Genomic DNA, 22,119 nt, shown 5'->3' on the forward strand with positions numbered 1-22,119 from the left:
CGTCATTCACAGCTGCCTTGTAGATACGGCTAGACGTTTGCCGGGAAGCACTCAGTAACGCCTGATGACGCTACTGAGCTGCCGGTCGATGACTACCGGCTGATCTTGAGCCCCTCGCGCCCCGCATGCCGCTCCAGCGCCAGCTCGATCAAACGGCTCACCAGCTCGCTGTAACTCATCCCCGCCGCCTGCCACAGCTTGGGGTACATGCTGATGCGGGTGAAGCCAGGCAGTGAGTTGACTTCATTGATCAGCACCTCACCGTCGTCGGTGAGGAACACATCGACCCGAGCCAGCCCAGCGCAGCCCAACACCTCGAACGCTTCGATGGCCAACTGGCGAATACGCTCGCTGGCGTCATGGCTGATCGCGGCCGGCACCACCACCTGGGCGGCCTGGTCGTCGATGTATTTGCTGTCGTAGGAGTAGAAACCGTTGCTCACCACGATCTCGCCACAACCGCTGGCGACGGGGTTGCCATTGCCCAAGACGGCGCATTCGATTTCGCGGCCTTGAACGGCAGACTCCACCAGCACTTTTTCATCAAAACCCAAGGCCAACTCAACGGCTGCGTGGTACTCGGGTTCGCTGGCAACCTTGCTCACGCCCACCGAAGAACCCTGGTTCGCGGGTTTGACGAACATCGGCAAGCCGAGTGTGTTGACTGCCGTTTCAAACGACGTGCGCGCCGCATTGCCACGGGTCAGGGTGATGAACGGGGTGACGCCGATACCGGCATCGCGCAGCAAGCGCTTGCTGATGTCCTTGTCCATGCACACCGCCGAACCGAGCACATCGGAGCCGACGAAAGGCAGGTCGGCCATGCGCAGCAAACCTTGCAGGCAACCGTCTTCGCCGAGGGTGCCGTGGACAATGGGGAAGATCACGTCGATGTGTTCCAGCAAGCCCTGCCCGGAGGTTTCCACCACTTGCCGGCTGGCCTTGCCCGGCACCACCGCGAGTTCGCGGTTGGACTGATTGAGCGCGATCAGCGCCGGGTTTTCCTGGTTGATCAGGAAGTTCGAAGTGTCATTGAGGTGCCAGTGGCCGGCCTTGTCGATGCCGATCAGCACAGGCTCGAAGCGCGAGCGGTCCAAGGCATCGACGATATTGCGTGCCGATTGCAGAGAGACCTCGTGCTCAGCCGAACGGCCACCAAAAATAATACCTACCCGCACCTTGCTCATGACCCAGCCTCACCGTTGAAAGTAAGGCTTCTTAACACGGGCAGTCAGCGATTCGCCACCAGATGTGCACCGAACAGCACGTAGCAACCACCGGCAAAACGGTCGAGCCACTTGCGCGAGCGGCTGTAGAGGTTGGCCATGCGTTCGCTGGAAAACACCAGAGCGACGGCGCTGTACCAGCTGAACGACAAGGTCGCCATGATGATCACCGCCAGCGTCAGCAGCAGCGGTGATGGCGAAGGTGGCATGGTCGAGGCAAAGATAGTCGCGACAAACAATGCGGATTTGGGATTGGACAGATTACCAAGCAAACCCAGCCGCCAAGCCGACAACAGCGAACGCCGATGCCCATCCGCCAACGGGTTCCGGCCCGCGACCGGCACCGAACGCTTGAACAGTTTGAGCCCCAGGTAAATCAGGTAGCAGCCACCGACAAGCTTGAACGCCAGGTACAACATGGGCGCCGCCGTAAACAACGACTTGATGCCCAGGCCGCCGGCCAGCCCCCACAGAACCGTACCCGAGGCCACGCCTGCCGAAGCCGCCACGCCATGACGACGCGAAGCGTTGGCGGCTAACTGGGCGATGTTGAAAAAGTTAGGCCCCGGAGTGACGACGGCAACCACCCACAGCAAGCCCAGCGAAACCAGGGGTGCCAAGTAAGCAAGGTCAAAAGGCTGCATGGTGCGGCTCCATCAGCGCGGTGTATGAACGCCGATCATAGGCCTCGCCGTCTGCCTGCACAATCGTACAAGACCTTGGCAGACAAGGGCTTCAGACTGGGTTAACGTGTTTCCACCTCTATTTGTGACAAGTCACCATGGGCCAACCCACTTCCACCCTCGACTGGCTGCACCGCGCCCCGCACGCCAGCGGCCTGGACCGTATCGAGGCGTACTTCGCGGGCTTTGCGTTCGACCCTCATCGCCATGACACCTACGCGATTGGGCGCACGTTGTTTGGTGTACAGAGCTATCACTATCGCGGCAGCATGACCCACAGCCTGCCGGGTACGACCATGGTGATTCATCCGGACGAAACCCATGATGGCCGTGCCAGCAGTGTGGAAGGCTTCAAGTACCGGATGATTTATGTGGAGCCTGCGTTGGTCCAGCAGATTCTCGGTGGCCGGCCGTTGCCCTTTATCCACAACGGCCTGTCGACCGACCCTCGGTTGTTTCGCGCCAGCGAAGTGTTGCTGCAAAGCCTGGATTGCCCGATCGATCCGATGCAGGAACAGGACGCGCTATACGATCTGGCGCAGGCGTTGAGCGCCGCCTCGGGGGTGATTGTCAGCCGCAAGTCCTTCGACTACGTCGCCGCCGAGCGCGCCCGGGAGTTTATCCACAGCGCTCTGGGCCGCAGCATTACCCTGGATGAAATGGCCGACCACTGTGGCCGTGATCGCTGGGCCTTGTCGCGGGACTTTCGCTTGTTGTTCGGCACCAGCCCTTATCGCTACCTGACCATGCGGCGGCTGGATCTGGTGCGTAGCCTGCTGGCTCAGGGGCAATCGTTGGTGGACGCGGCGCTGACCGCCGGCTTCACTGACCAGAGCCATATGACCCGGCAATTTCGCAGCACCTACGGCATGCCGCCGTCGCGCTGGGTCAGGATGCTCGGGCGCTGAAAAAACCGACTCGACCTATGTGTAGGAGCGAGCTTGCTCGCGCCTACAGACGGTGGGTTCAGGGCAACAGTTGACGCCCTACAATCGGTGCACCAATGGTCAGGAAATTCCCGCCAGCAATATGGTGCAAGGTACGTAGCTCATCATGCCCTTCGAAGTGCCAATGCCCCTCGCTGAACACACGCACATCGGCATAGGCCGCGACCACTTCGCCAAGAAACAGATCGTAGGTCTGCTGGTTATGGGGTTCGGGTAACAAGCGGCACTCCAACCACGCCACGCAACCCTCAAGCAGCGGCGCTTCGGTGTGCTCACCGCTGAAGGTTTGCAGACCATAGGTGGAAAACTTGTCTGTTTCAGCGCCGGTGGTATTGCCGACGGTCTGCACCAGGTCAGCCTGGGCTGCACACGGCACCTGGAGCACGAAGGTGCCGGCGCCTTCCAGCAGTTGACGGGTCCAGGTGGATTTATCCAGTACCACTGCGACTTTCGGCGGTTCGAAATCCAGGGGCATGGCCCAGGCGGCAGCCATGATGTTGCGCCGGCCCTCGTGGGCTGCGCTCACCAGCACGGTCGGCCCGTGGTTGAGCAAGCGGTAGGCCTTGGACAAGGGAACGGGGCGACGGTGGGTGAGGCTCATGGCAGATCGGCTCTTCATGCAGGAAAGAACCTACGATACCTGAGCCTATGCTCAGTTCGATAACTGATTGGCGAATTGCCCGACCGCGCTGACCACCTTCTGTGCGCCGTCCTGGATTTCCACAATCACCGTGCCCGCCTCGGCCGCCAGAGCCAGGCCCTGTTCGGCTTGCATGCGGCCATCGCTCATCAGGGCGACCGCATCGCGGGCCATGTCCTGGTTCTGACGCACCACCCCGACAATCTCCTCAGTCGCTTTGCTGGTACGTGAGGCCAACTGGCGAACTTCATCCGCCACCACCGCAAAACCACGGCCTTGCTCACCGGCGCGGGCCGCCTCGATGGCCGCGTTGAGCGCCAGCAGGTTGGTCTGCTCGGCAATGCCGCTGATGGTCTTGACGATGGTACCAATCACCTGGGACTGCTCGTTCAGCGCTTCAATGCCTTCGCCGGCCTGCTGCATGTGCTTGGCCAGGTCACGCATCACACCGACCGCCTGGGTCACTACGGTAGTACCGCGCTGAGCACTGTTATCGGTTTGCTGCGAGGTGCTGTAAGCAATGTTGGCGGCCTCGGCCACGGCCTGTTCCCGGTTGACCTGGTCGGTGACCACCGTAGCGAACTTGACCACTTTGTACACTCGATCATTGGCGTCCAGCACCGGGTTGTAGGTCGCTTCCAGCCATACCACGCGGCCATGGCTGTCCACACGCTTGAAACGGGCCGCGATAAACTCTCCGGCGTTCAACCGCTTCCAGAAGTGCTGGTATTCGGCGCTGTTGTATTCCTCCGGTTCGCAGAATATCCGGTGATGCTTGCCCTGAATCTGCGCCAGGCTGTAGCCCATGCCACTGAGGAACCGGTCGTTGGCCGTAAGCACATGGCCGCCGAGGTCGAACTCGATCACGGCAGTGGAGCGCACCAGCGCAGTGATCAGGTTTTCATGCTCACGCGAGGCCTCGATGGTTCGGGTCAGGTCGCTGGAGACGATCGAGAAATATTTGATGTGCCCGTCCGAACTGCGCACCGGCTGCACGATAGAACGCAACCACGCTTCCTTGCCATTGCCGCGCATCAGACGCACGGTGCCGGCATAGTGTTCGCCACGTACCAACGCGTTCTTGAAACGCTGCTGGAATTCGTTCTGGCGCACATGCGGCGCAAACAACTCGTCAATCAAGCGCCCCAGCAATTGAGTGCCTTGATAAGCCATCTCCTGAAGAAAGAGGGTGTTGACCGACGCGATACGCCCCTGCGGGTCCAGGGTCATCGCGATCATTTCGCTCTCCAGGCTCTCTTTAACCTGTTGCAAGCTGGACAACTCTTCGCGAAGAGCCGATAGCTCCTGCTTCAAACGGGTCTTGAACATGGGTGCACCAATGATCAGATGATGACAAGGTATTATCTGCATCGGCGCTACCGGCGGTTTCTGAAGAGGGTTTCAACGCCAGATACATCTATATTTGTGATCAGTCAGCCTCCATTGTTTCGGCACACCCCCATCACTTGATATTCCAGCGTATTGAGCTTGCCGGTGGAGTCCTCATAGGTCATCCGTGACGGCACTGTGGAGCACGAGCGGATCGGCGGCGTCACGTTGACCACATTGGCAATGTCCAGCTTCATGCCATAGCGATACGCCCGTACCTCGGGTACCGGCTTGCCGACCTTAGCCGCGTAATCGGCCATCGCCTTTTCATTGCGCTCCATCATCAGGGCAAAAGTACGATCCCCGCCGCCTTCGGCCAATGCGCCAAAAGACAAGATGGCAGTTAATACACCCAGGCCAATTTTATAAAAGTTCATCACAGGTTCCTCGTCTGAAAGTTCAGTGCCGAGGTTAACCAGTGAACCCTGACGTCATGTTCACTACAACATTACTTATTTGTCAGGTGATCGTGACTTTCCAGAATTGTAATGTTCGAGCCACTTTCTTGTTATCTGGCATTTGCAACTATCAGCCCGGGCCAAATCAATAAAAACGCCCACTTCCATAAGAAGCCGATAACTGCCAATACCAAGGAGCGAACCATGAATATCCGCCACTGCACCCTTCCCTTTTCGTTTATCGCCGCACTGCCCCTGACCGCCGTGGCTGCTCAGGACAAGCCCGAAGGGTTTATCGAAGGCAGCAGCATCAACGTGCTGGCGCGCAATTTTTACTTCAACCGCGATGATCGCAAGGGCCAATCCAGCCCTACCGGCAACGGTTATTCCGAGGCCTGGGCACAGGGGCTGATCGGCAAATTCGAATCCGGTTTTACTCAAGGCACGGTGGGGTTCGGCCTGGATGCGTTCGCTATGTACGGCCTGCAGCTCGACTCGGGCACCGGCCGCAGCGGCGGCAAGGGCTCGTTCGGCGTGCTCCCGGTGGACAGCGACAACCACCCCGAAAGTCGCTACAGCAAAGTCGGCGGCGCGTTGAAATTGCGTGTGCTGGACACCGTGATCAAGGCCGGCGATGTGTTCCCGCTTACCCCGGTGGTGGCGTACGGCGACTCGCGTTTACTGCCGGAGAGCTTTCGTGGCGTGACCGCGCAAAACACCCGTATCGAGGGCCTGAGCCTGCAAGGCGGGTACCTGAGCGGCATGAGCCAACCCAACGAAAGCGGCATGAACAAGGGTTTCTCGACTTTCTATGCGGGTAAGGTGGATTCGCCCTCGATCAGCTATTTCGGCGGTGATTACCAGCTCGACAAACACCTCAGTGTGAGCCTGTACAGCAGCCGTTTGAAGGACGCCTGGGACCAGTATTACGTCGGCAGCGCCGCCAGTTACCCGCTGGGCGATGACCTCTCGTTGTTCGGCGACTTCAATTATTACAAGGCCGTGGATGAAGGCAAAAAGCGCCTGGGTGAATTCGATAACAACATCTGGAGCGCCAGGCTGGGGGTCAAGGTCGGCGCCCACAGCGTGGCCGTCTCACACCAGCGCAACAACGGCGATGACGACTTCGATTACCTGCGCCAGTCAGACTCGATCTTCCTTAACAACTCGATCCAGTACAGCGACTTCAACGCCCCCAAGGAGCGCTCGTGGATGGTTCGCTATGACTTGGACATGCAGCCGTTCGGCATCCCCGGACTGTCGTTCATGACCCGCTACGGTAAAGGCACCGGTGCCGACTACAGCAACGCCAACGCCGTATACATGCGCCGCGATGCAGCGGGCAACCCGCTGACCGACCAGCGTCGCTGGGAGCGGGATATCGAGGCCAAATACGTGGTGCAAAGTGGCACCTTGAAAGATTTATCCCTGCGCCTGCGCCAGGCCACGGTGCGCTCCACTGCGTTCGAGTCGGACTTGGAAGAAGTTCGCTTGATTGCCGAATATCCATTGGTAGCGCTGTAAGTGATTACATTCGTTCGCCGTTAACCAACATCTGTTCACAAATTGCCGGTTATCAAAACTGTAATATTGGCCTCACCTTCTCGTTAAGTTGATCTTTCTATACTGGCCTCAACTTATTCACCGAGCACATTCATCTCTGAAGCTTTTGTGTAGCTCCTTTGGAAAGAGATGGATTTTTAACGCCCCGCCTGGGGCGTTTTTTTTGATGCCGGATTTATGCGGCCGATGGTCGCAGTTGACCCTGAAGCTACTTCACGGTTCAGAATTTTCCTACTCCCCAACATTAACCTCCATAAGGAAATGGCCCCTCTTCTCTTCGTGACAGGTAAACCCCCATGCGTATCCTTGTAGTTGAGGACGAACAGAAAACCGCCGACTACCTGCAGCAAGGCTTGAACGAAAGCGGCTACGTGGTCGATTGCGCCAGCAATGGCATCGACGGTTTGCACCTGGCCGGGCAACACGCCTATGAACTGGTGATACTCGACGTCAACCTGCCCGGCAAAGATGGCTGGGAAGTGTTGGAGCAATTACGCCGCAACGGCACCCAGCGCGTGATGATGCTGACCGCCCGTGGCCGACTGGCAGACAAGATCAAGGGCCTGGACATGGGCGCCGATGATTACCTGGTCAAGCCCTTCGAATTTCCCGAGTTACTGGCGCGGGTGCGCACGCTGTTGCGCCGCAGCGAACATATCCCCCAGCCGGAAGTGTTTCGCGTGTCGGACCTCGAGCTGGACCCTCGCCGCCATCGTGCCTATCGCGGCACCCGGCGCATTGACCTGACCACCAAGGAGTTCGCCCTGCTGCAGGTGCTGATGCGTCAGGCCGGCGAAGTGCTGACCCGCACACAGATCATTTCCCTGGTGTGGGACATGAACTTCGACTGCGACACCAACGTGGTGGAAGTCTCCATCAGCCGCCTGCGTGCCAAGGTCGATGACCAGAGCGAGGTCAAACTGATCCATACCATTCGCGGCGTGGGCTACGTGCTGGAGGCACGCCCATGAAAACCGGTAGTTTGTCGATGCGCCTGGGCCTGACCGTCAGCCTGATGGGCGCGGGCCTGGTCTTGCTGCTGGCGACCCTGGCCTACCTGGCCCTGACCCATGAGCTGGAGAAACTGGCGCGCAAGGGCCTGGAAAGCAAGATGGAACAGATCCAGCACAGTCTCGCCCTGGGCCTGGACGCCCACGCCATTCGCGCCCGCCCACATTCGCTGATGGACCTGGTGATGGGCCACGACAACTTCTACCTGACCATCGTCGGCACCGCGCCCAACAACGGCGTGCTGCTGAGCGTCGGTGCAAAGCCGCAAGAACCGTTGCTGACCGACTTCAAGCCACGGGAAACCCTCGGTTACCTGAACTGGACAGACAGTTACGGCAACCAGGTGCTCAGTGCCTCCAGCCTGATGCGCCTGGCCAACGGTGAACGCGTGCGGGTCCTGCTGTCCCTGGACCGTATGGACGATCAGGCACTGCTCAGCGCCTACCTGCGGGCCACCGTGATCGCGCTGCCCATGCTGTTGATCCTGATCGGCATGGGTGCCTGGTGGCTGGTACAGCGCGGGCTCGCGCCACTGAAGCAGTTCAGCCAGGTGGCCGCCAAAGTCACCACTCAGGATCTCACGCACCGGTTGTCCATCGACAACCTCCCCAAGGAGCTGGGCGAACTGGCCCAAGGCTTCAACGTGATGCTCAACCGTCTGGACGCCGGGGTGCAGCAACTCTCGCAGTTCTCCGATGACCTCGCCCACGAACTGCGCGCGCCCCTGACCAACTTGATGGGCAAGGCCCAGTTGACCCTGTCACGCCAACGGCCACCGGAGGAATACAAGGCTGTTTTGGAATCCAATACTGAAGAACTGGAGCGCCTGGGACGCATCGTCAGTGACATGCTGTTTCTAGCCCAGGTCAGCCACCCGGCAGCGCGCGCTTCGTTCACAGCGGTGCCCCTGGCGGCCGAAGCCCATCGGGTCATGGCGTTGTTTGCGCTGAGCGCCGAAGACAAACAACTGACCCTGACCTTGAGCGGCGATGCCCAGGTGTTGGGTGACCGCCTGATGATCCAGCGTGCGCTTTCCAACCTGCTGTCCAATGCCATCCGCCACAGCCCGGCGGGTTCGCACATTTCGCTGCTGGTGGAAGCCTATGGCAACAACGTATCCGTATCGGTGAGCAACCCCGGCCCGGGCATCGAGGCCCGGCACCTGCCGCACCTGTTCGAACGTTTCTACCGTGTCGACAGCAGCCGCGCCCGCGCCGAAGGCGGCACCGGCCTCGGGCTGGCCATCGTGCGGTCGATCATGACCCTGCATCAGGGGCAGGCCGACGTGCGCAGCCTGCCCGGTGGTTTCACGCTGTTTCGCCTGGTGTTTCCTCTTCCTTGCGATGCGCCCACTGATACAACGCCGGCAGCACCAGCAAGGTCAGCAACGTCGATGAAATAATCCCGCCGATCACCACCGTCGCCAACGGCCGCTGTACCTCGGCACCGGTGCCGGTGGCGAGCGCCATGGGGATAAACCCGAGGGACGCCACCAACGCGGTCATCAGCACCGGGCGCAAGCGGGTCAATGCACCTTCGTTGACCGCCCGTGATAACGAGCGCCCTTCCTCCCGCAGGTTGCGGATGAAGGCGATCATCACCAGCCCGTTAAGCACCGCCACCCCGGACAACGCGATAAAGCCCACGCCCGCCGAAATCGACAACGGAATGCCGCGTAACCACAGCGCCATGATCCCACCGGTCAGCGCGAACGGGATCCCGGTAAATACCAGCAAGCCGTCCTTGAGGTTGTTGAACATCATGAACAACAGCCCGAACACCAGCAGCAACGCCACCGGCACCACGATGCGCAACCGTTCGGAGGCTTCCTTCAACTGCTCGAACTGACCGCCCCAGGTGGTCCAGTAACCTGCGGGTACCTTCACCTGGCGGCTGATAGCCACTTCGGCCTCCTCGACAAACGAGCCGATATCCCGCCCGCGCACGTTGGCACTGACAATCACCAGGCGCTTGCCGTTCTCGCGACTGATCTGGTTCGGGCCGAGCACCAGGTCCAGGCTGGCAACCTGGGACAAGGCAATAAAGCCCAGTTGCCCCGCCCCGGTGCCGGCCATTGCCGGTACGGGGATCAACAGTCGCGACAACCCCTCGATATCGGTGCGCAACGCGTCGGACAAGCGCACAACCATGTCGAAACGACGGTCACCTTCGTACAAGGTACCGGCCTGGCGCCCTCCCACGGCGACGGCAATGGTGTCCTGCACATCGCCCACATTCAGGCCAAACCGCGCGGCCTTGTCGCGATCGATATTGATGGTCAGCACCGGCAGACCGGAGGTTTGCTCCACCTTCACCTCCGAGGCACCCGCCAGCGTTTTCAATGTCTCGGCAATGCTCTCGGCGGTCTTGTTCAGCACCGCCATGTCGTCACCAAATACTTTCACCGCCACATCGCTGCGCACACCGGAAATCAGTTCGTTGAAACGCAGTTGGATCGGTTGCGACAGTTCATACGCACTGCCCGGCACAATCGCACTGGCGCGCTGGATATCGGCAATCAGCGCTTCACGGGATTTCTTCGGATCGGGCCATTGGTCCTTCGGTTTGAGCATCACATAGCTGTCGGAAATATTCGGCGGCATTGGGTCGGAGGCGATTTCCGCGGTGCCGGTGCGGGCAAACACCCGCTCGATCTCCGGCACCTGGGCCAGCAAGGCTTTTTCCAGTTGCTGCTGCATCTGCACCGATTGCGTCAGGCTGGTGCCCGGTACGCGCAGGGCCTGCTGGGCGAAGTCTCCTTCGCTGAGGCTGGGGATAAATTCGCTGCCCATGCGGCTGGCGACCGCCGCGGAGGCAATGATGGTCAACACCGCCAGGCCAAATACCAGCGAGCGGCGCGCCATCACCCAATCCAGCACCGGGGCATAGGCCCGACGCGCGGTCCGCATCACCAGGTTTTCTTCCTCCTTGACCTTGCCGGTGACGAACAGGGCAATTGCCGCCGGCACGAAGGTCACCGACAGAATCATCGCGCCAAGCAAGGCGATCACCACGGTGAACGCCATGGGATGGAACATATTCCCGGCCACCCCGGTGAGCGCGAAGATCGGCAGGTAGACCACCATGATGATCAGTTGCCCGAAGATCAGCGCACGCCGCGCTTCCTTGGCCGCGGCGAACACTTCATGCAGGCGTTCACTGCGCGTCAACAGGCGCCCATGTCGGTGCTGCGCATGGGCCAGACGACGAATGGCGTTCTCGACGATCACCACCGCACCATCGACGATAATGCCGAAATCCAGCGCGCCGAGACTCATCAAGTTAGCGCTGACTTTGTTGGTGAACATGCCGGTAAAGGTGAACAGCATCGCCAGGGGAATCACCATGGCCGTGATCAGCGCCGCACGGATATTGCCCAGGAACAGAAACAACACCGCGACCACCAGCAGCGCACCTTCGAAGAGGTTTTTCTTCACCGTGGCGATGGCTTTTTCCACCAGGTTAGTGCGGTCGTAGACCGTAACGGCGACCACACCTTCAGGCAACGAGCGGTTGATCTCTTCAAGTTTTTTCGCCACCGCCTGAGACACGGTACGGCTGTTTTCGCCGATCAACATAAAGACGGTGCCCAACACCACTTCACGCCCGTTCTCAGTAGCCGCACCGGTGCGCAACTCGCGGCCGATCTCGACCTGAGCCACATTGCGCACGCGGATTGGCGTGCCGTCCGAAGTGGTGATGACGATGTTGGCGATGTCGTCGAGGGACGCCACCTGCCCCGGCGCACGAATCAGCAGTTGCTCACCGCTGCGCTCGATATAACCGGCGCCGACATTGGCGTTGTTGCGCTCCAGCGCCGTGACCAGATCACCCAGGGTCAGGTTATAGGCCGCGAGGCGCTTGGGGTCCGGAGCAATCTGATATTCCTTGGCGAAACCACCGATGGTGTTGATCTCCGCCACGCCCGCTACGTTGCGCAGTTGCGGCTTGATGATCCAGTCCTGGATCACCCGCAGGTCGGTGGGTGTGTAGGGCGTACCGTCATCTTTGAGTGCGCCTTCCTCGGCCTCGACGGTCCACAGGAAAATTTCCCCGAGGCCGGTAGACACCGGCCCCATGGCGGTTTCGATACCCTCAGGTAACTGCTCGCGGGCTACCTGCAGGCGCTCATTGACCAACTGACGGGCGAAGAACAGGTCGGTGCCGTCCTTGAAAATCACCGTGACCTGGGACAAACCCGAACGCGACAACGAGCGCGTCTGCTGCAAACCCGGCAACCCGGCCATGGCGGTTTCGATGGGAAAGGTGATGCGCTGCTCGGTTTCCAGCGGTGAAAACCCGGCCGCCGCCGAGTTGATCTGCACCTGCACATTGGTGATATCGGGCACGGCGTCGATGGGCAACTTCTGATAGCTGGCAATGCCGACACCGGCCATCAACAGCACCACAAGCAGCACGATGATGCGCTGCTCGATGGCGAATTGGATAAGGCGCTCAAACATAAGAAATCACTCGCAGATCAATGGGCGTGTTCGGCCGAGCCTTTGCCCAATTCGGACTTGAGGATGAAGCTGCCAACAGTCGCCACTTGTGCGCCGGCGTCGAGGCCTTTGCGCACCTCGACGTAGCCGTTTTCACTCACGCCCAGCTCGAGGTGGCGAGTGATAAAACCGTCGGGGGTACGCATAAATACCGAAGGTTTGTCCTCGACGGTCTGGACGGCGGTTTGCGGCACGGTGACCTTGGCCTGGTAGGTGTCGGTGGCCACTTGCACCGTCACAAACAGTCCCGGACGCCAGGCATCGTCCGGGTTAGGCACGCTCACGCGCACGCTGGCGGTGCGCGTCTGCTCGCCGAGCAGGTTGCCGACATAGGCCACCGTGCCGAGCACGTCGGTGCCCATTTCGGTGGAGCTGACTTTCACCGGTTTGCCGATGCGCACCTTGTTCAGGTCTTTGGGAAACACACCGAAGGTGACCCACACCTGGGACAGGTCCGAGAGCGTGAAGGCGTTGCTGGTTTCACTGACCACTTCGCCGACACCGAGGTGCTTTTCCACGACCACACCGGCAAACGGCGCACGCAGCTCGTAGCGATTGCCACCCACTCCTGCCGCGCTGCCGCTCAGGGCGGTCATCTTTTGGCGGGCGTTGTTCAGGGCGATTTCGGCTTCTTGCAAGGTCTGGCGCGCCAGCAGGTAGTCCTGCTCGGCAGAGATCTCGTCCTTCCACAGCTGGCGCTCGCGCTGGAAGGTGGTGCGCGCCAGCTCGACACGCCGCTCGCTGGCGGCCAGCTCGCTACGTTGATCGGAGATCTGCTGGCTGGCGATCACCGCCAACAGTTCGCCTTTCTTCACCGCTTGCCCGAGGTTGACTTTGACGGCCTCTACTACGCCAGCCGCACGCGGGACAATGTGTGAGGTACGGTCTTCGTCGAAGCGCACTTCTCCCGGGAATGTCAGCAGCGTGCTGATCGCACGGGGCTGTGCCTGGGCGAGTTGAATACCGGCGGCCTGGATCTGCTGCTCAGTGAGTTCGAGTTTGCCTTCCTCTTCATCGGCGCAGGCAAAACCGGACAGCATCAGTCCCAGGGCGACGGCGAGCGCCATGCCATGTTTGTTGTTCATCAAAAGACTCCAGAAAAATCAAAACCGGGCGAGGTCGCCGTAGATCCGTTCGATACGCACCCAGGCGTCGGTGGCCTGGGCAGTCGCCGTGAGGTATTGGGTGCGGGCAGCAATCAAGGTGCGCTGGGCATCGAGCACGTCGAGGAAGTTGAACTTGCCCATCTCAAAGCCACGGGTGGCACTGTCTACCGCGCGCTGAGCGGCCGGCAGAATCTGCTGGTTGAACGCTTGTACCTCGGTGTTCGCGGTTTGCCACAGGTCCAGCGCCTGACGGGTTTCCGTGCGCAGTCGCAGCTCGGTGGCATTACGCAGGTCGCGGGCCTGATCCGCACGGCGACTGGCGGCGAGCACGTTGCCCTGGTTGCGGTTGAACAACGGGATCGGCATCGACACGCCGACCACATTCACCCGCTCGCGCACGCTGGCGTCGTACTGGCTACCGATGGACACGTCGAGGTCGGGAATGCGCTGGGCTTTTTCCAGGCCTACGCCGGCTTCGCTTTGCAGGATCTGCAATTCGGCCAGGCGCAGTTCGGTGGTTTGCTCCAGACGCGACAGCAAGTGCGCAGAGGGCGGCAAGGGGGGCGCGGATTCGCTTTGCGTGGCCACGGCCTGAAAGTCAGGAGCGGCGCTGCCGGTACTGGCGGCCAGCCGGCGATAGGCATCGGTGAGACCGACCTGCGCACGGTTCAATTCCAGGCGAATCTCGGACACTTGTACCTGGGCGCGGGTGGCTTCCACCGGCGAGGATTTACCGGCGCTGACGCGACCGTTGGCGACCACCAGGCCACGCTCGGCCAAGGCCATAGAGCGCTGCGCCAGGTCAACGCGCTCCTGGGCACGCAGGGCGCTGTAATAGCTGTCGATTACCGCAGCGCGCAAACCGTTGCGACGTTGCTCCAAGGTCAGCGCGGCAGCCTCCTGGGCACGGGTCGCCACGTCAATTCGCGCACCGCGCTTGCCACCCAGTTCCAGGGTCTGGCTGAGCTTGATGGTGGTGGTGCGACTGTTGCGGCGCGTGTCTTCCGCGTCCCAGGAGGCCACGGGGTTGGGGATCAAGCCGGCTTGCTGGCGACCGCCTTGGGCAATGTCGATTTCCCATTGCGCGGCGGCCAGTTCAGGGTTGTTGGCGAAAGCGGTCTGCAGGGCTGAGTCGAGAGTGAGGGTTTGCGCCTGGGCGTAGCCTGCGGCCATCCACAACGCCGTCGCCCTCAAAAGTGTTCTTACGGAAATTGCCATAACGAAAGTTCCACGCCCATGAAGTCGCTGAGGTTCCCAGCGAGGGCAATGTAACTTTCGGTACTTATCAGCGCGGTGGGTAGAACATTACAAATCCGTTAGCCGGAATCAGGCGTGGACCTCGTCGTGCTCGTCATGTTGAAAACCCTCACCTTCGACCTGAATAGTGGCGTGGGAAATATCGAATTGTTCATGCAGCATTTCCGTGACCCGGCTAAGGATTTGTTGCTCGGAGCCTCCTGACGCGTCCGCCAGCAAATGGGTGCTCAGTACATTTTTACCACTGGTCAAGGCCCAGATATGCAGGTCGTGTACGCCCTTGACCCCGGGTACAGCGCGAATGGCCTGCTCAACCTGATCGATATCCAGGCCGTCCGGTACGCCTTGCAGCAGCACGTTCATGCTTTCCTTGAGCAGCGTCCAGGTACGTGGCAATACCCAGAAACCAATGGCCGCCGCAACCACGGAATCGAGCCAGCCCCACCCCGTGAACATGATCACCACCGCCGCGATGATCACGCCGATGGAGCCGAGCATGTCACTCCAGACCTCCAGGTATGCACCTTTGACGTTCAGGCTCTCGCCGCTGGCGGCACTGAGCAGGCGCATGGAGATCAGGTTGACGACCAACCCCAGCACCGCGATCAGCAGCATGCCGGTGGACTGGATTTCAGCGGGCGCCTGCAACCGTTGGTAGGCCTCGTAGAGGATGTAGAACGCCACGGCGAACAGCAACAGCGCATTGAACGCCGCCGCCAGTATTTCGAAACGGGCATAGCCAAAGGTGCCCTTGCGGTCGGCGGGGCGCTTGGCGACCTGGATAGCCACGAGGGAAATCGCCAGCGCCAATGCGTCGGTCATCATATGGGCGGCGTCCGACAGCAGTGCGAGGCTGCCGGTGACAAAGGCACCGATCACCTCGGCGATCATGAAGCTGCCGGTCAACCCCAGGGCGAACCAAAGCTTACGTTCGTGACCGGCGCGTATTTGGCCGTGGCTATGTCCTGCACTCATGAAATGTCTTCCTGTGATGTAGTCCATAGATCATAGAGCTATAGGTCAAATCTACGGGCATGCATTGCAAACTTGTCATCCGTTCGCCAGCTCACCGTTACATTGAACGCACCAAAATCGCTCATGAGCGCGCTGGAACAACGCTATCAGGTATGCTTTTCGAACAGGAAACAAAAAGAAACATATCAGCCAACCTGTTCGATAAGGAGTCCCCTCTTGGAGTTATCGACTGCCGCGTGGATGGTCCACGACACACGCCTCATGTTTTGCGTCCTGCTGGCCATCGCCAGCATCATCGTGCTGATCAGCGCGACCAAGTTGCCGCCGTTCCTTTCGATTCTGATCGGCACGTTTATCGCCGGTGTCGGCGCCGGGCTGCCACCGGAGGAAGTTGCCAAAGCTTTCAGTAAAGGCGCTGGAGCGATCCTCGGTGAGGCCGGCATCATCATTGCGCTAGGCTCGATGCTCGGCGCATTGATGGCCGAATCCGGCGCAGCCGACCGTATTGCCACCACTTTGCTCGGGTTGGGCAAAGGCAAGTCATTGCCGTGGGTGATGGCGCTGGTGGCCATGGTGATCGGCCTGCCGCTGTTCTTCGAAGTGGGCCTGGTGATGATGGTGCCGATCATCTTTGTGATGGCCAAGCGTTCGAACCAGCCACTGCTGAGGATCGCCATCCCGGCGCTGGCGGGTATGACCACCCTGCACGCCCTGATGCCACCGCACCCGGGGCCGCTGATTGCGGTGGGTGCGTTGCACGCCGATCTGGGCCTGACGATGTTGCTGGGTTTCTGCCTGGCGGTACCGGCAGTGATTCTGGCTGGCCCGATCTATGGCAACTGGCTGTCCAAACGCCTGCACGTGGATGAGCCGGCCGACATCGGCGCGCTGTTCAGCGCACCGCCCAAGGCCCCGCGCCAGCCAAGCTTTGGTGTGTCGTTGCTGATCATTTTGTTGCCGGTGATTCTGATGCTGGGCAGCACCTTGGCCAAAGTCGCGCTGCCCGCCGACAGCACCATCGGCCTGACCTTGAAGTTCCTCGGCGAACCACTGATTGCCCTCGGTCTCGCCGTGATCGCCGCCGTGATCTGCCTGGGCTGGGCCGCCGGCATGCCCCGTGCCGACGTCGGCAATACCCTGCGCAAAGCCCTCGCGCCCATCGCCGTACTGCTGCTGACCATCGGCGCCGGCGGCGGGCTCAAGCAAACCCTGCTCGACGCCGGTGTCAGCCAGACCATCAGCAAGGTCGCCGAAGGCGCGCACATGCCTTATCTCCTGCTCGCCTGGCTGATCGCCGTGGCCCTGCGCCAGGCCACCGGTTCGGCGACCGTCGCCACGACGACGACTGCGGGCATCCTCGCGCCAATGATGGCGGGACTGGCCGCGACGCAAAGCTCACTGGTTGCACTGGCGATCGGCGCGGGCTCGGTGTTCTTCTGTCACGTCAATGACGCCGGGTTCTGGATGGTGCGTGAGTACTTCGGCTTGCAGCTCAAGCAGACCATCTGGGTGTGGTCGGTGCTGCAGACCATTGTTTCCGTCGTCGGTCTGATCGGTACGTTGCTGCTCTGGCACTTTTTGACCTGAACCTCAGGCGGCCAAAGTGTGGCGCTTGCCAAACAGCGCCACACTCGCCACGCCCACCGCCCCCATCACCACGCAGTAACCCACACAGATCCACGGACTGGTCGGCATCAGCGCAATCAGCAACAGCGGCGTGGTACTCGCCCATAGCGCGTAGGCAATGTTGTAGGTAAAGGAGATCCCCGATACCCGCACGTGCGCCGGAAACAGCCCGACCATCACCGACGGCACCGCGCCGACTACGCCGCAGCTCAAGCCCGCCACAGCGTACGCCGCGCCCAGCCAGACACCACCGGCGATCAGGCTGGCGTACAACACCGCAACCCCTGCCGGCAGTAACACGCTGTAGACCAACACCGCGCGCCAGGCACCGATGCGGTCTACCAGCAGGCCGGCGAGCACGCAGCCGATATTCAGGAAGACAATACCCAACGCGCTCAAAGCGAAAGTGTGGCTGGGGCTCATGCCGAAGGTTTTCTGCATCATGGTCGGGGTGATGACTACCAGCACTACCACGGCCGATGTAAGCACGCATGTGAGGATCATCGCTGGCAGCAATACGGCGCGATGATCACGCAGCACGGTGCGTAGCGGCAGTTCGGCAGCGGCCAGGCGGCGGGCCTGCATTTCGAGGAATACCGGGGTTTCGCTGAGCCAGCGCCGCAGCCATACGCCGATTACACCGAAGACGCCACCGAGCAGAAACGGGAAGCGCCAGGCGTAATCAAGGATTTCGGCGGCGGTGAAGATTTGCGCCAGCAGCGTGGCGGTAAGAGCGCCAAGCAGGTAGCCGAAGGTCAGGCCGGCTTGCAGGAAGCCCAGGGCGTAGCCGCGGTGGTGGATCGGGGCGTGCTCGGCAACGAAGGTCCAGGCGCTGGGCACTTCACCGCCAACCGCCGCCCCTTGCAGCACACGCAGCGCGAGCAGAATCAGCGGTGCGAAATAGCCGATTTGTGCGTAGGTCGGCATGATCCCGATCAGCAGGCACGGCAAGGCCATCATCAAAATACTCAGGCTGAACACGCGTTTGCGCCCTAGATGGTCGGCGAAGTGCGCCATCAGGATGCCGCCCAGCGGGCGCGCGAGGTAGCCGGTGACGAAGATACCGAAGCTTTGCAGCAGGCGCAGCCACTCGGGCATCTGCGCAGGGAAGAACAATTGGCTGAGGGTCAGTGCAAAGAATACGAAGATGATGAAGTCGTAGATCTCCAGGGCGCCGCCGAGGGCAGCCAGGCCCAGGGTTTTGTAGTCGGAGCGGGAAAAACGCTGCGCCTGTGGAGAGAAGCTGGCAGTCATGTGAAAGCTCGGCAGACAAACAAAATGGCGTGCAGGTTATGAGCTGGGACCAATCATGGCAATCACGACAGATATATTTGTTTTCCTCATCGATCGATGAAGATAACTGCATTCCCTTATCAAGGGCCGTAGCGGAACATGCCGTAAAACTGCCAAACCCCATAATAAATACAAGAGGAATGACTCGTGGCCGATGCTATCGAAGAAAGCCGCTATGCCCGATTTGCCCTGCGTTGCTCCAACTTCGCCGAGCGCTGGTTTCCTGATTCCTGGGTGTTCGCCGCCCTCGCCGTGATCATTGTTGCCGTGGCGACCCTGGGTATGGGCGCCGCGCCGACCGAAGCCGCCAAGGCTTTTGGTGACGGTTTCTGGAGTTTGATCCCGTTCACCATGCAGATGGCCTTTGTGGTGATCGGTGGTTATGTGGTGGCCAGCTCGCCGCCTGCCGTGAAGTTGATCGACCGGTTGGCTCGTATCCCGAAGAACGGCCGCTCGGCCGTGGCCTGGGTGGCGTTGATCTCCATGCTCGCGTCCTTGCTCAACTGGGGCCTGTCCCTGGTGTTCGGTGGGTTGCTGGTGCGGGCATTGGCCCGGCGCACGGATCTGCGCATGGATTACCGTGCTGCCGGTGCGGCTGCCTACCTGGGCCTGGGTGCCGTGTGGGCACTGGGGTTGTCGTCATCCGCCGCGCAGTTGCAGGCCAACCCGGCGAGTCTGCCGCCATCGATCCTGTCGATCACGGGGATGATCCCGTTCACCGAGACCATCTTCCTGTGGCAATCCGGCGTGCTGTTGCTGGCGCTGATTGTGGTCTCGCTGATCATCGCCTATGCCACCGCACCGGGGCCGAACAGCGCCCGCGATGCCAAGGCGTGCGGGGTCGACCCGGCCTTCAACCTGCCCAAGCCGCAAGCACCGAGCCGCCCCGGCGAATGGCTGGAACACAGCCCGCTGCTGACCATCCTCCTGGCGTTGCTGGCCGCCGGTTGGCTGTTCCATGAGTTTTCGACTAAGCCGGCGATCAGTGCGATCTCGGGGCTGAACACCTACAACTTCCTGTTCATCATGGTCGGCGCGTTGCTGCACTGGCGCCCACGCAGCTTTCTCGATGCGGTGGCTCGCGCCGTGCCGACCACCACCGGTGTGCTGATCCAGTTCCCGCTGTACGGCTCGATCGCCGCGTTGATGACCGTGGTCAAGGGCGGCGATGGCCAGACCCTGGCGCACCATATCTCGACCTTCTTCACCTCTATCGCCTCCCACGACACCTATGCGCTCTTGATGGGCGTGTACTCGGCGATACTCGGCTTCTTTATTCCGTCAGGTGGCGGCAAGTGGATCATCGAAGCACCTTACGTGATGCAAGTGGCCAATGACCTGCAGTATCACTTGGGCTGGGCGGTGCAGATCTACAACGCCGCCGAAGCGCTGCCGAACCTGATCAATCCTTTCTATATGCTGCCGCTGCTGGGCGTGCTGGGGTTGAAGGCGCGGGATCTGATTGGGTTTTCGTTCGTGCAACTGCTGGTGCACACGCCGTTGGTGTTGTTCCTGTTGTGGGCGCTGGGGACGACGTTGAAGTATTTGCCGCCGGTGATGCCTTAACCGGCAGAGGAAGCACCTGTTGGTTGCAACAGGTGCTTGCCTGTCACTGTCTTCGTTCCGTCACATTGCATTGCTACCGTCCTGCGAAATATCTTGCAACATCCCGCCAGCAAGGACTCTCCGCAATGAGTGACGAGCACGAAGACCGCCCTTCCCCCGATTCCGTAGCCCAACCGCCGGTAGACACCAGCCGCCGGCGCTTCCTGGGGGGCGCGGCAGTGTTGGGAGTCGGCGCAACATTGAGTGCCTGCGGCAACGCCAACGAGACACCGGGTAAACCGGTAGAGCGGCCACTTACGCCGCAAGAGCTGGACAAGGCCTTGCACGAGCAGGTGAAAACCGTGGTGGTGATCTATGCCGAGAACCGCAGCTTCAACAACCTGTTTGCTGACTTCCCTGGCGTAGAGAAACCGTTGTCGGCGCTTTCCACCGCAGACGTCCAGCAACGCGACCGCGACGGCAGCCTGCTGACCACATTGCCGCCGGCCTGGGGCGGTGTGTTGCAAGTCGGTCCACAAACGGTGGACGGGGTGACCTATCCCAGTGAAGTGCAATTCCAGGAAAACCTGCCCAACGCACCGTTCGCCCTCAAGGGCCCGAATGCTGAAGACCTGCCCCTGAGCCTGGTCACCCGGGACTTGTGGCACGTGTTCTATCAGAACCAGATGCAGATTAACGGCGGCAAGAACGACAACTTTGTCGCCTGGGCCGATTCCGGTGGACTGGTGATGGGTTATTACGCCCAGAGCCGATATTCCCTGCGCCTCTGGGACGTGGCCAAGGAGTTCGTGCTCTGCGATAACTTCTTCCAGGGCGCGTTTGGCGGCTCGTTCCTCAACCACCAATACCTGATCAGCGCCACCGCGCCGTTTTATCCAAATGCGGCGCAATCGGTAGCCAAGGCGCAGATCGCCACCCTGCAAAGCGATGACCCGACCGACACGCGTCTCAAGCCGTTGGACAAGTCCCCCGCCAGCGCCATGACCGGCCCGCCCCAGTTTGGCCCGAGCGCGCTGACCCCGGACGGTTACGGCGTGAACACCCTGGCGCCGCCCTATTGGCCGACCTGGATTCGCGACCCGCAAAACCCGGACTACGCCAAGGCCGACCTGCCCAACGTACTGGTGCCGCAGACCCACGAGCACATCGGCGATAAGTTGTCGAAAAAGAACGTCGACTGGGCCTGGTATGCCGGCGCGTGGCAGGCGACCCTGGACCAGTTCAAGGATTCGGGCGGCATTCCGAAAATCCCGAACTTCCAGTACCACCACCAACCGTTCAACTATTTCAAGCAGCAAGGGCCGGAAAATCGCGCGGAGCGCGACAAACGCCTGCGCGATGGCGGCTTGGGCGACGAAGCCAGCACCAACAAGTTCTTCGCCGATGCCCAGGCCGGCAAGCTGCCCGCCGTGACCTTCTACAAGCCCCAGGGCAACCTGAACATGCACGCCGGTTACGCCGATGTGGCCTCGGGTGATCGCCACATCGCCCGCGCATTGAAGGTGCTGCAGGAAAGCCCGCAGTGGAAAAATATGGTCGTGGTGGTCACCGTCGATGAAAACGGCGGCTGGTGGGACCACGTTGCTCCGCCCAAGGGCGACCGCTGGGGGCCTGGCAGCCGGGTTCCGGCGCTGGTGGTGTCGCCATTTGCGCGCAAAGGCACGGTTGACCATACGGTGTACGACACGGCGTCGATCCTGCGCTTGATCACGCGGGTGTTCCAGTTGGAGAAACTCGACGGTCTCAAGCAACGTGATGACGCAATGATCGCCCGTGGCCAGAAGCCAATGGGCGACTTGAGTAACGCCTTGCAGTTCAACGTGTAGGTTTTCTTATCCAATAGCGACACGCCTGGAGATTTAACACGCGGTTTTGCTGGTCAGCCGCTACTGTGTGGGGGTGGGCCTTCACCCCGCGCAGACGGGCTTTCGCTGACA

General features: G+C 60.8%; 17 protein-coding genes. 7 read left to right on the forward strand and 10 right to left on the reverse strand.

Annotation, left to right across the window (positions count from 1 at the left end; translation table 11 throughout):
- Nucleotides 1-92: 92 nt before the first annotated feature.
- Both ddlA and EXW71_RS12360 read right to left on the reverse strand, forming a co-directional pair.
- Nucleotides 93-1,187, reverse strand: coding sequence for a D-alanine--D-alanine ligase (gene ddlA, locus EXW71_RS12355; protein ID WP_134658880.1), 1,095 nt, complete (start codon nucleotides 1,185-1,187; stop codon nucleotides 93-95).
- 44 nt (nucleotides 1,188-1,231) lie between these two features.
- A complete protein-coding gene (locus EXW71_RS12360) occupies nucleotides 1,232-1,870 on the reverse strand; it encodes a LysE family translocator (protein WP_123714438.1) in 639 nt (212 codons plus the stop codon).
- A gap of 137 nt (nucleotides 1,871-2,007) precedes the next feature.
- On the opposite strand from EXW71_RS12360, the gene EXW71_RS12365 reads away from it, so the two are divergent.
- Nucleotides 2,008-2,817, forward strand: coding sequence for an AraC family transcriptional regulator (locus tag EXW71_RS12365; RefSeq protein ID WP_134658882.1), 810 nt, complete (start codon nucleotides 2,008-2,010; stop codon nucleotides 2,815-2,817).
- A 58-nt stretch (nucleotides 2,818-2,875) separates the two neighbouring features.
- Here the strand turns inward: EXW71_RS12365 and EXW71_RS12370 are convergent, their stop codons facing one another.
- From EXW71_RS12370 to EXW71_RS12380, 3 genes are all read right to left on the reverse strand, one after another.
- A complete protein-coding gene (locus tag EXW71_RS12370) occupies nucleotides 2,876-3,457 on the reverse strand; it encodes a flavin reductase family protein (protein ID WP_134658884.1) in 582 nt (193 codons plus the stop codon).
- A 51-nt stretch (nucleotides 3,458-3,508) separates the two neighbouring features.
- Nucleotides 3,509-4,825: a PAS domain-containing methyl-accepting chemotaxis protein gene (locus EXW71_RS12375; protein ID WP_134658886.1), complete on the reverse strand. Its 1,317-nt coding sequence runs from the start codon at nucleotides 4,823-4,825 to the stop codon at nucleotides 3,509-3,511.
- A 104-nt stretch (nucleotides 4,826-4,929) separates the two neighbouring features.
- Nucleotides 4,930-5,262 (reverse strand): DUF2790 domain-containing protein, encoded by a 333-nt coding sequence (locus tag EXW71_RS12380; RefSeq protein WP_123714434.1) that lies wholly within the window; start codon nucleotides 5,260-5,262, stop codon nucleotides 4,930-4,932.
- Between the two features lie 225 nt (nucleotides 5,263-5,487).
- Between EXW71_RS12380 and EXW71_RS12385 the strand changes: the two genes are divergently transcribed.
- From EXW71_RS12385 to EXW71_RS12395, 3 genes are all read left to right on the forward strand, one after another.
- Entirely contained in the window at nucleotides 5,488-6,807 is a 1,320-nt protein-coding gene (locus tag EXW71_RS12385) for an OprD family porin (protein WP_134658888.1), read from the forward strand.
- Between the two features lie 335 nt (nucleotides 6,808-7,142).
- A complete protein-coding gene (locus EXW71_RS12390) occupies nucleotides 7,143-7,817 on the forward strand; it encodes a heavy metal response regulator transcription factor (RefSeq protein WP_123714432.1) in 675 nt (224 codons plus the stop codon).
- Nucleotides 7,814-9,259: a heavy metal sensor histidine kinase gene (locus EXW71_RS12395; protein WP_134658890.1), complete on the forward strand. Its 1,446-nt coding sequence runs from the start codon at nucleotides 7,814-7,816 to the stop codon at nucleotides 9,257-9,259. The genes EXW71_RS12390 and EXW71_RS12395 overlap by 4 nt, the downstream gene beginning before the upstream one ends.
- Here EXW71_RS12395 and EXW71_RS12400 read toward each other — a convergent pair.
- The 4 genes from EXW71_RS12400 to EXW71_RS12415 all read right to left on the reverse strand — a co-directional run bounded on the left by EXW71_RS12400 (nucleotide 9,165) and on the right by EXW71_RS12415 (nucleotide 15,697).
- On the reverse strand, nucleotides 9,165-12,320 hold the full coding sequence (locus tag EXW71_RS12400; RefSeq protein WP_134658892.1) for a CusA/CzcA family heavy metal efflux RND transporter: 3,156 nt from the start codon (nucleotides 12,318-12,320) through the stop codon (nucleotides 9,165-9,167). The two genes, EXW71_RS12395 and EXW71_RS12400, sit on opposite strands and share 95 nt — an antisense overlap.
- A 17-nt stretch (nucleotides 12,321-12,337) precedes the next feature.
- On the reverse strand, nucleotides 12,338-13,444 hold the full coding sequence (locus EXW71_RS12405) for an efflux RND transporter periplasmic adaptor subunit (RefSeq protein WP_134658894.1): 1,107 nt from the start codon (nucleotides 13,442-13,444) through the stop codon (nucleotides 12,338-12,340).
- Nucleotides 13,445-13,462: 18 nt separating this feature from the next.
- Entirely contained in the window at nucleotides 13,463-14,683 is a 1,221-nt protein-coding gene (locus EXW71_RS12410; protein ID WP_134658896.1) for a TolC family protein, read from the reverse strand.
- 108 nt (nucleotides 14,684-14,791) lie between these two features.
- Entirely contained in the window at nucleotides 14,792-15,697 is a 906-nt protein-coding gene (locus EXW71_RS12415; protein WP_134658898.1) for a cation diffusion facilitator family transporter, read from the reverse strand.
- 216 nt (nucleotides 15,698-15,913) lie between these two features.
- Here EXW71_RS12415 and EXW71_RS12420 point away from each other — a divergent pair, with 216 nt between their 5' ends.
- A complete protein-coding gene (locus tag EXW71_RS12420) occupies nucleotides 15,914-17,284 on the forward strand; it encodes a gluconate:H+ symporter (protein WP_134658900.1) in 1,371 nt (456 codons plus the stop codon).
- A gap of 3 nt (nucleotides 17,285-17,287) precedes the next feature.
- Here the strand turns inward: EXW71_RS12420 and EXW71_RS12425 are convergent, their stop codons facing one another.
- Entirely contained in the window at nucleotides 17,288-18,577 is a 1,290-nt protein-coding gene (locus EXW71_RS12425; protein ID WP_134658902.1) for an MFS transporter, read from the reverse strand.
- Between the two features lie 186 nt (nucleotides 18,578-18,763).
- On the opposite strand from EXW71_RS12425, the gene EXW71_RS12430 reads away from it, so the two are divergent.
- Nucleotides 18,764-20,182: a short-chain fatty acid transporter gene (locus tag EXW71_RS12430; protein WP_134658904.1), complete on the forward strand. Its 1,419-nt coding sequence runs from the start codon at nucleotides 18,764-18,766 to the stop codon at nucleotides 20,180-20,182.
- Between the two features lie 125 nt (nucleotides 20,183-20,307).
- Nucleotides 20,308-22,008, forward strand: a complete 1,701-nt coding sequence (gene acpA, locus EXW71_RS12435; protein ID WP_134658906.1) for an acid phosphatase — start codon at nucleotides 20,308-20,310, stop codon at nucleotides 22,006-22,008.
- Nucleotides 22,009-22,119 lie beyond the last annotated feature (111 nt).

The sequence above is a fragment of the Pseudomonas sp. BCA17 genome (genome assembly GCF_004519405.1).
In the GTDB taxonomy this organism is placed as follows: Bacteria; Pseudomonadota; Gammaproteobacteria; order Pseudomonadales; family Pseudomonadaceae; genus Aquipseudomonas.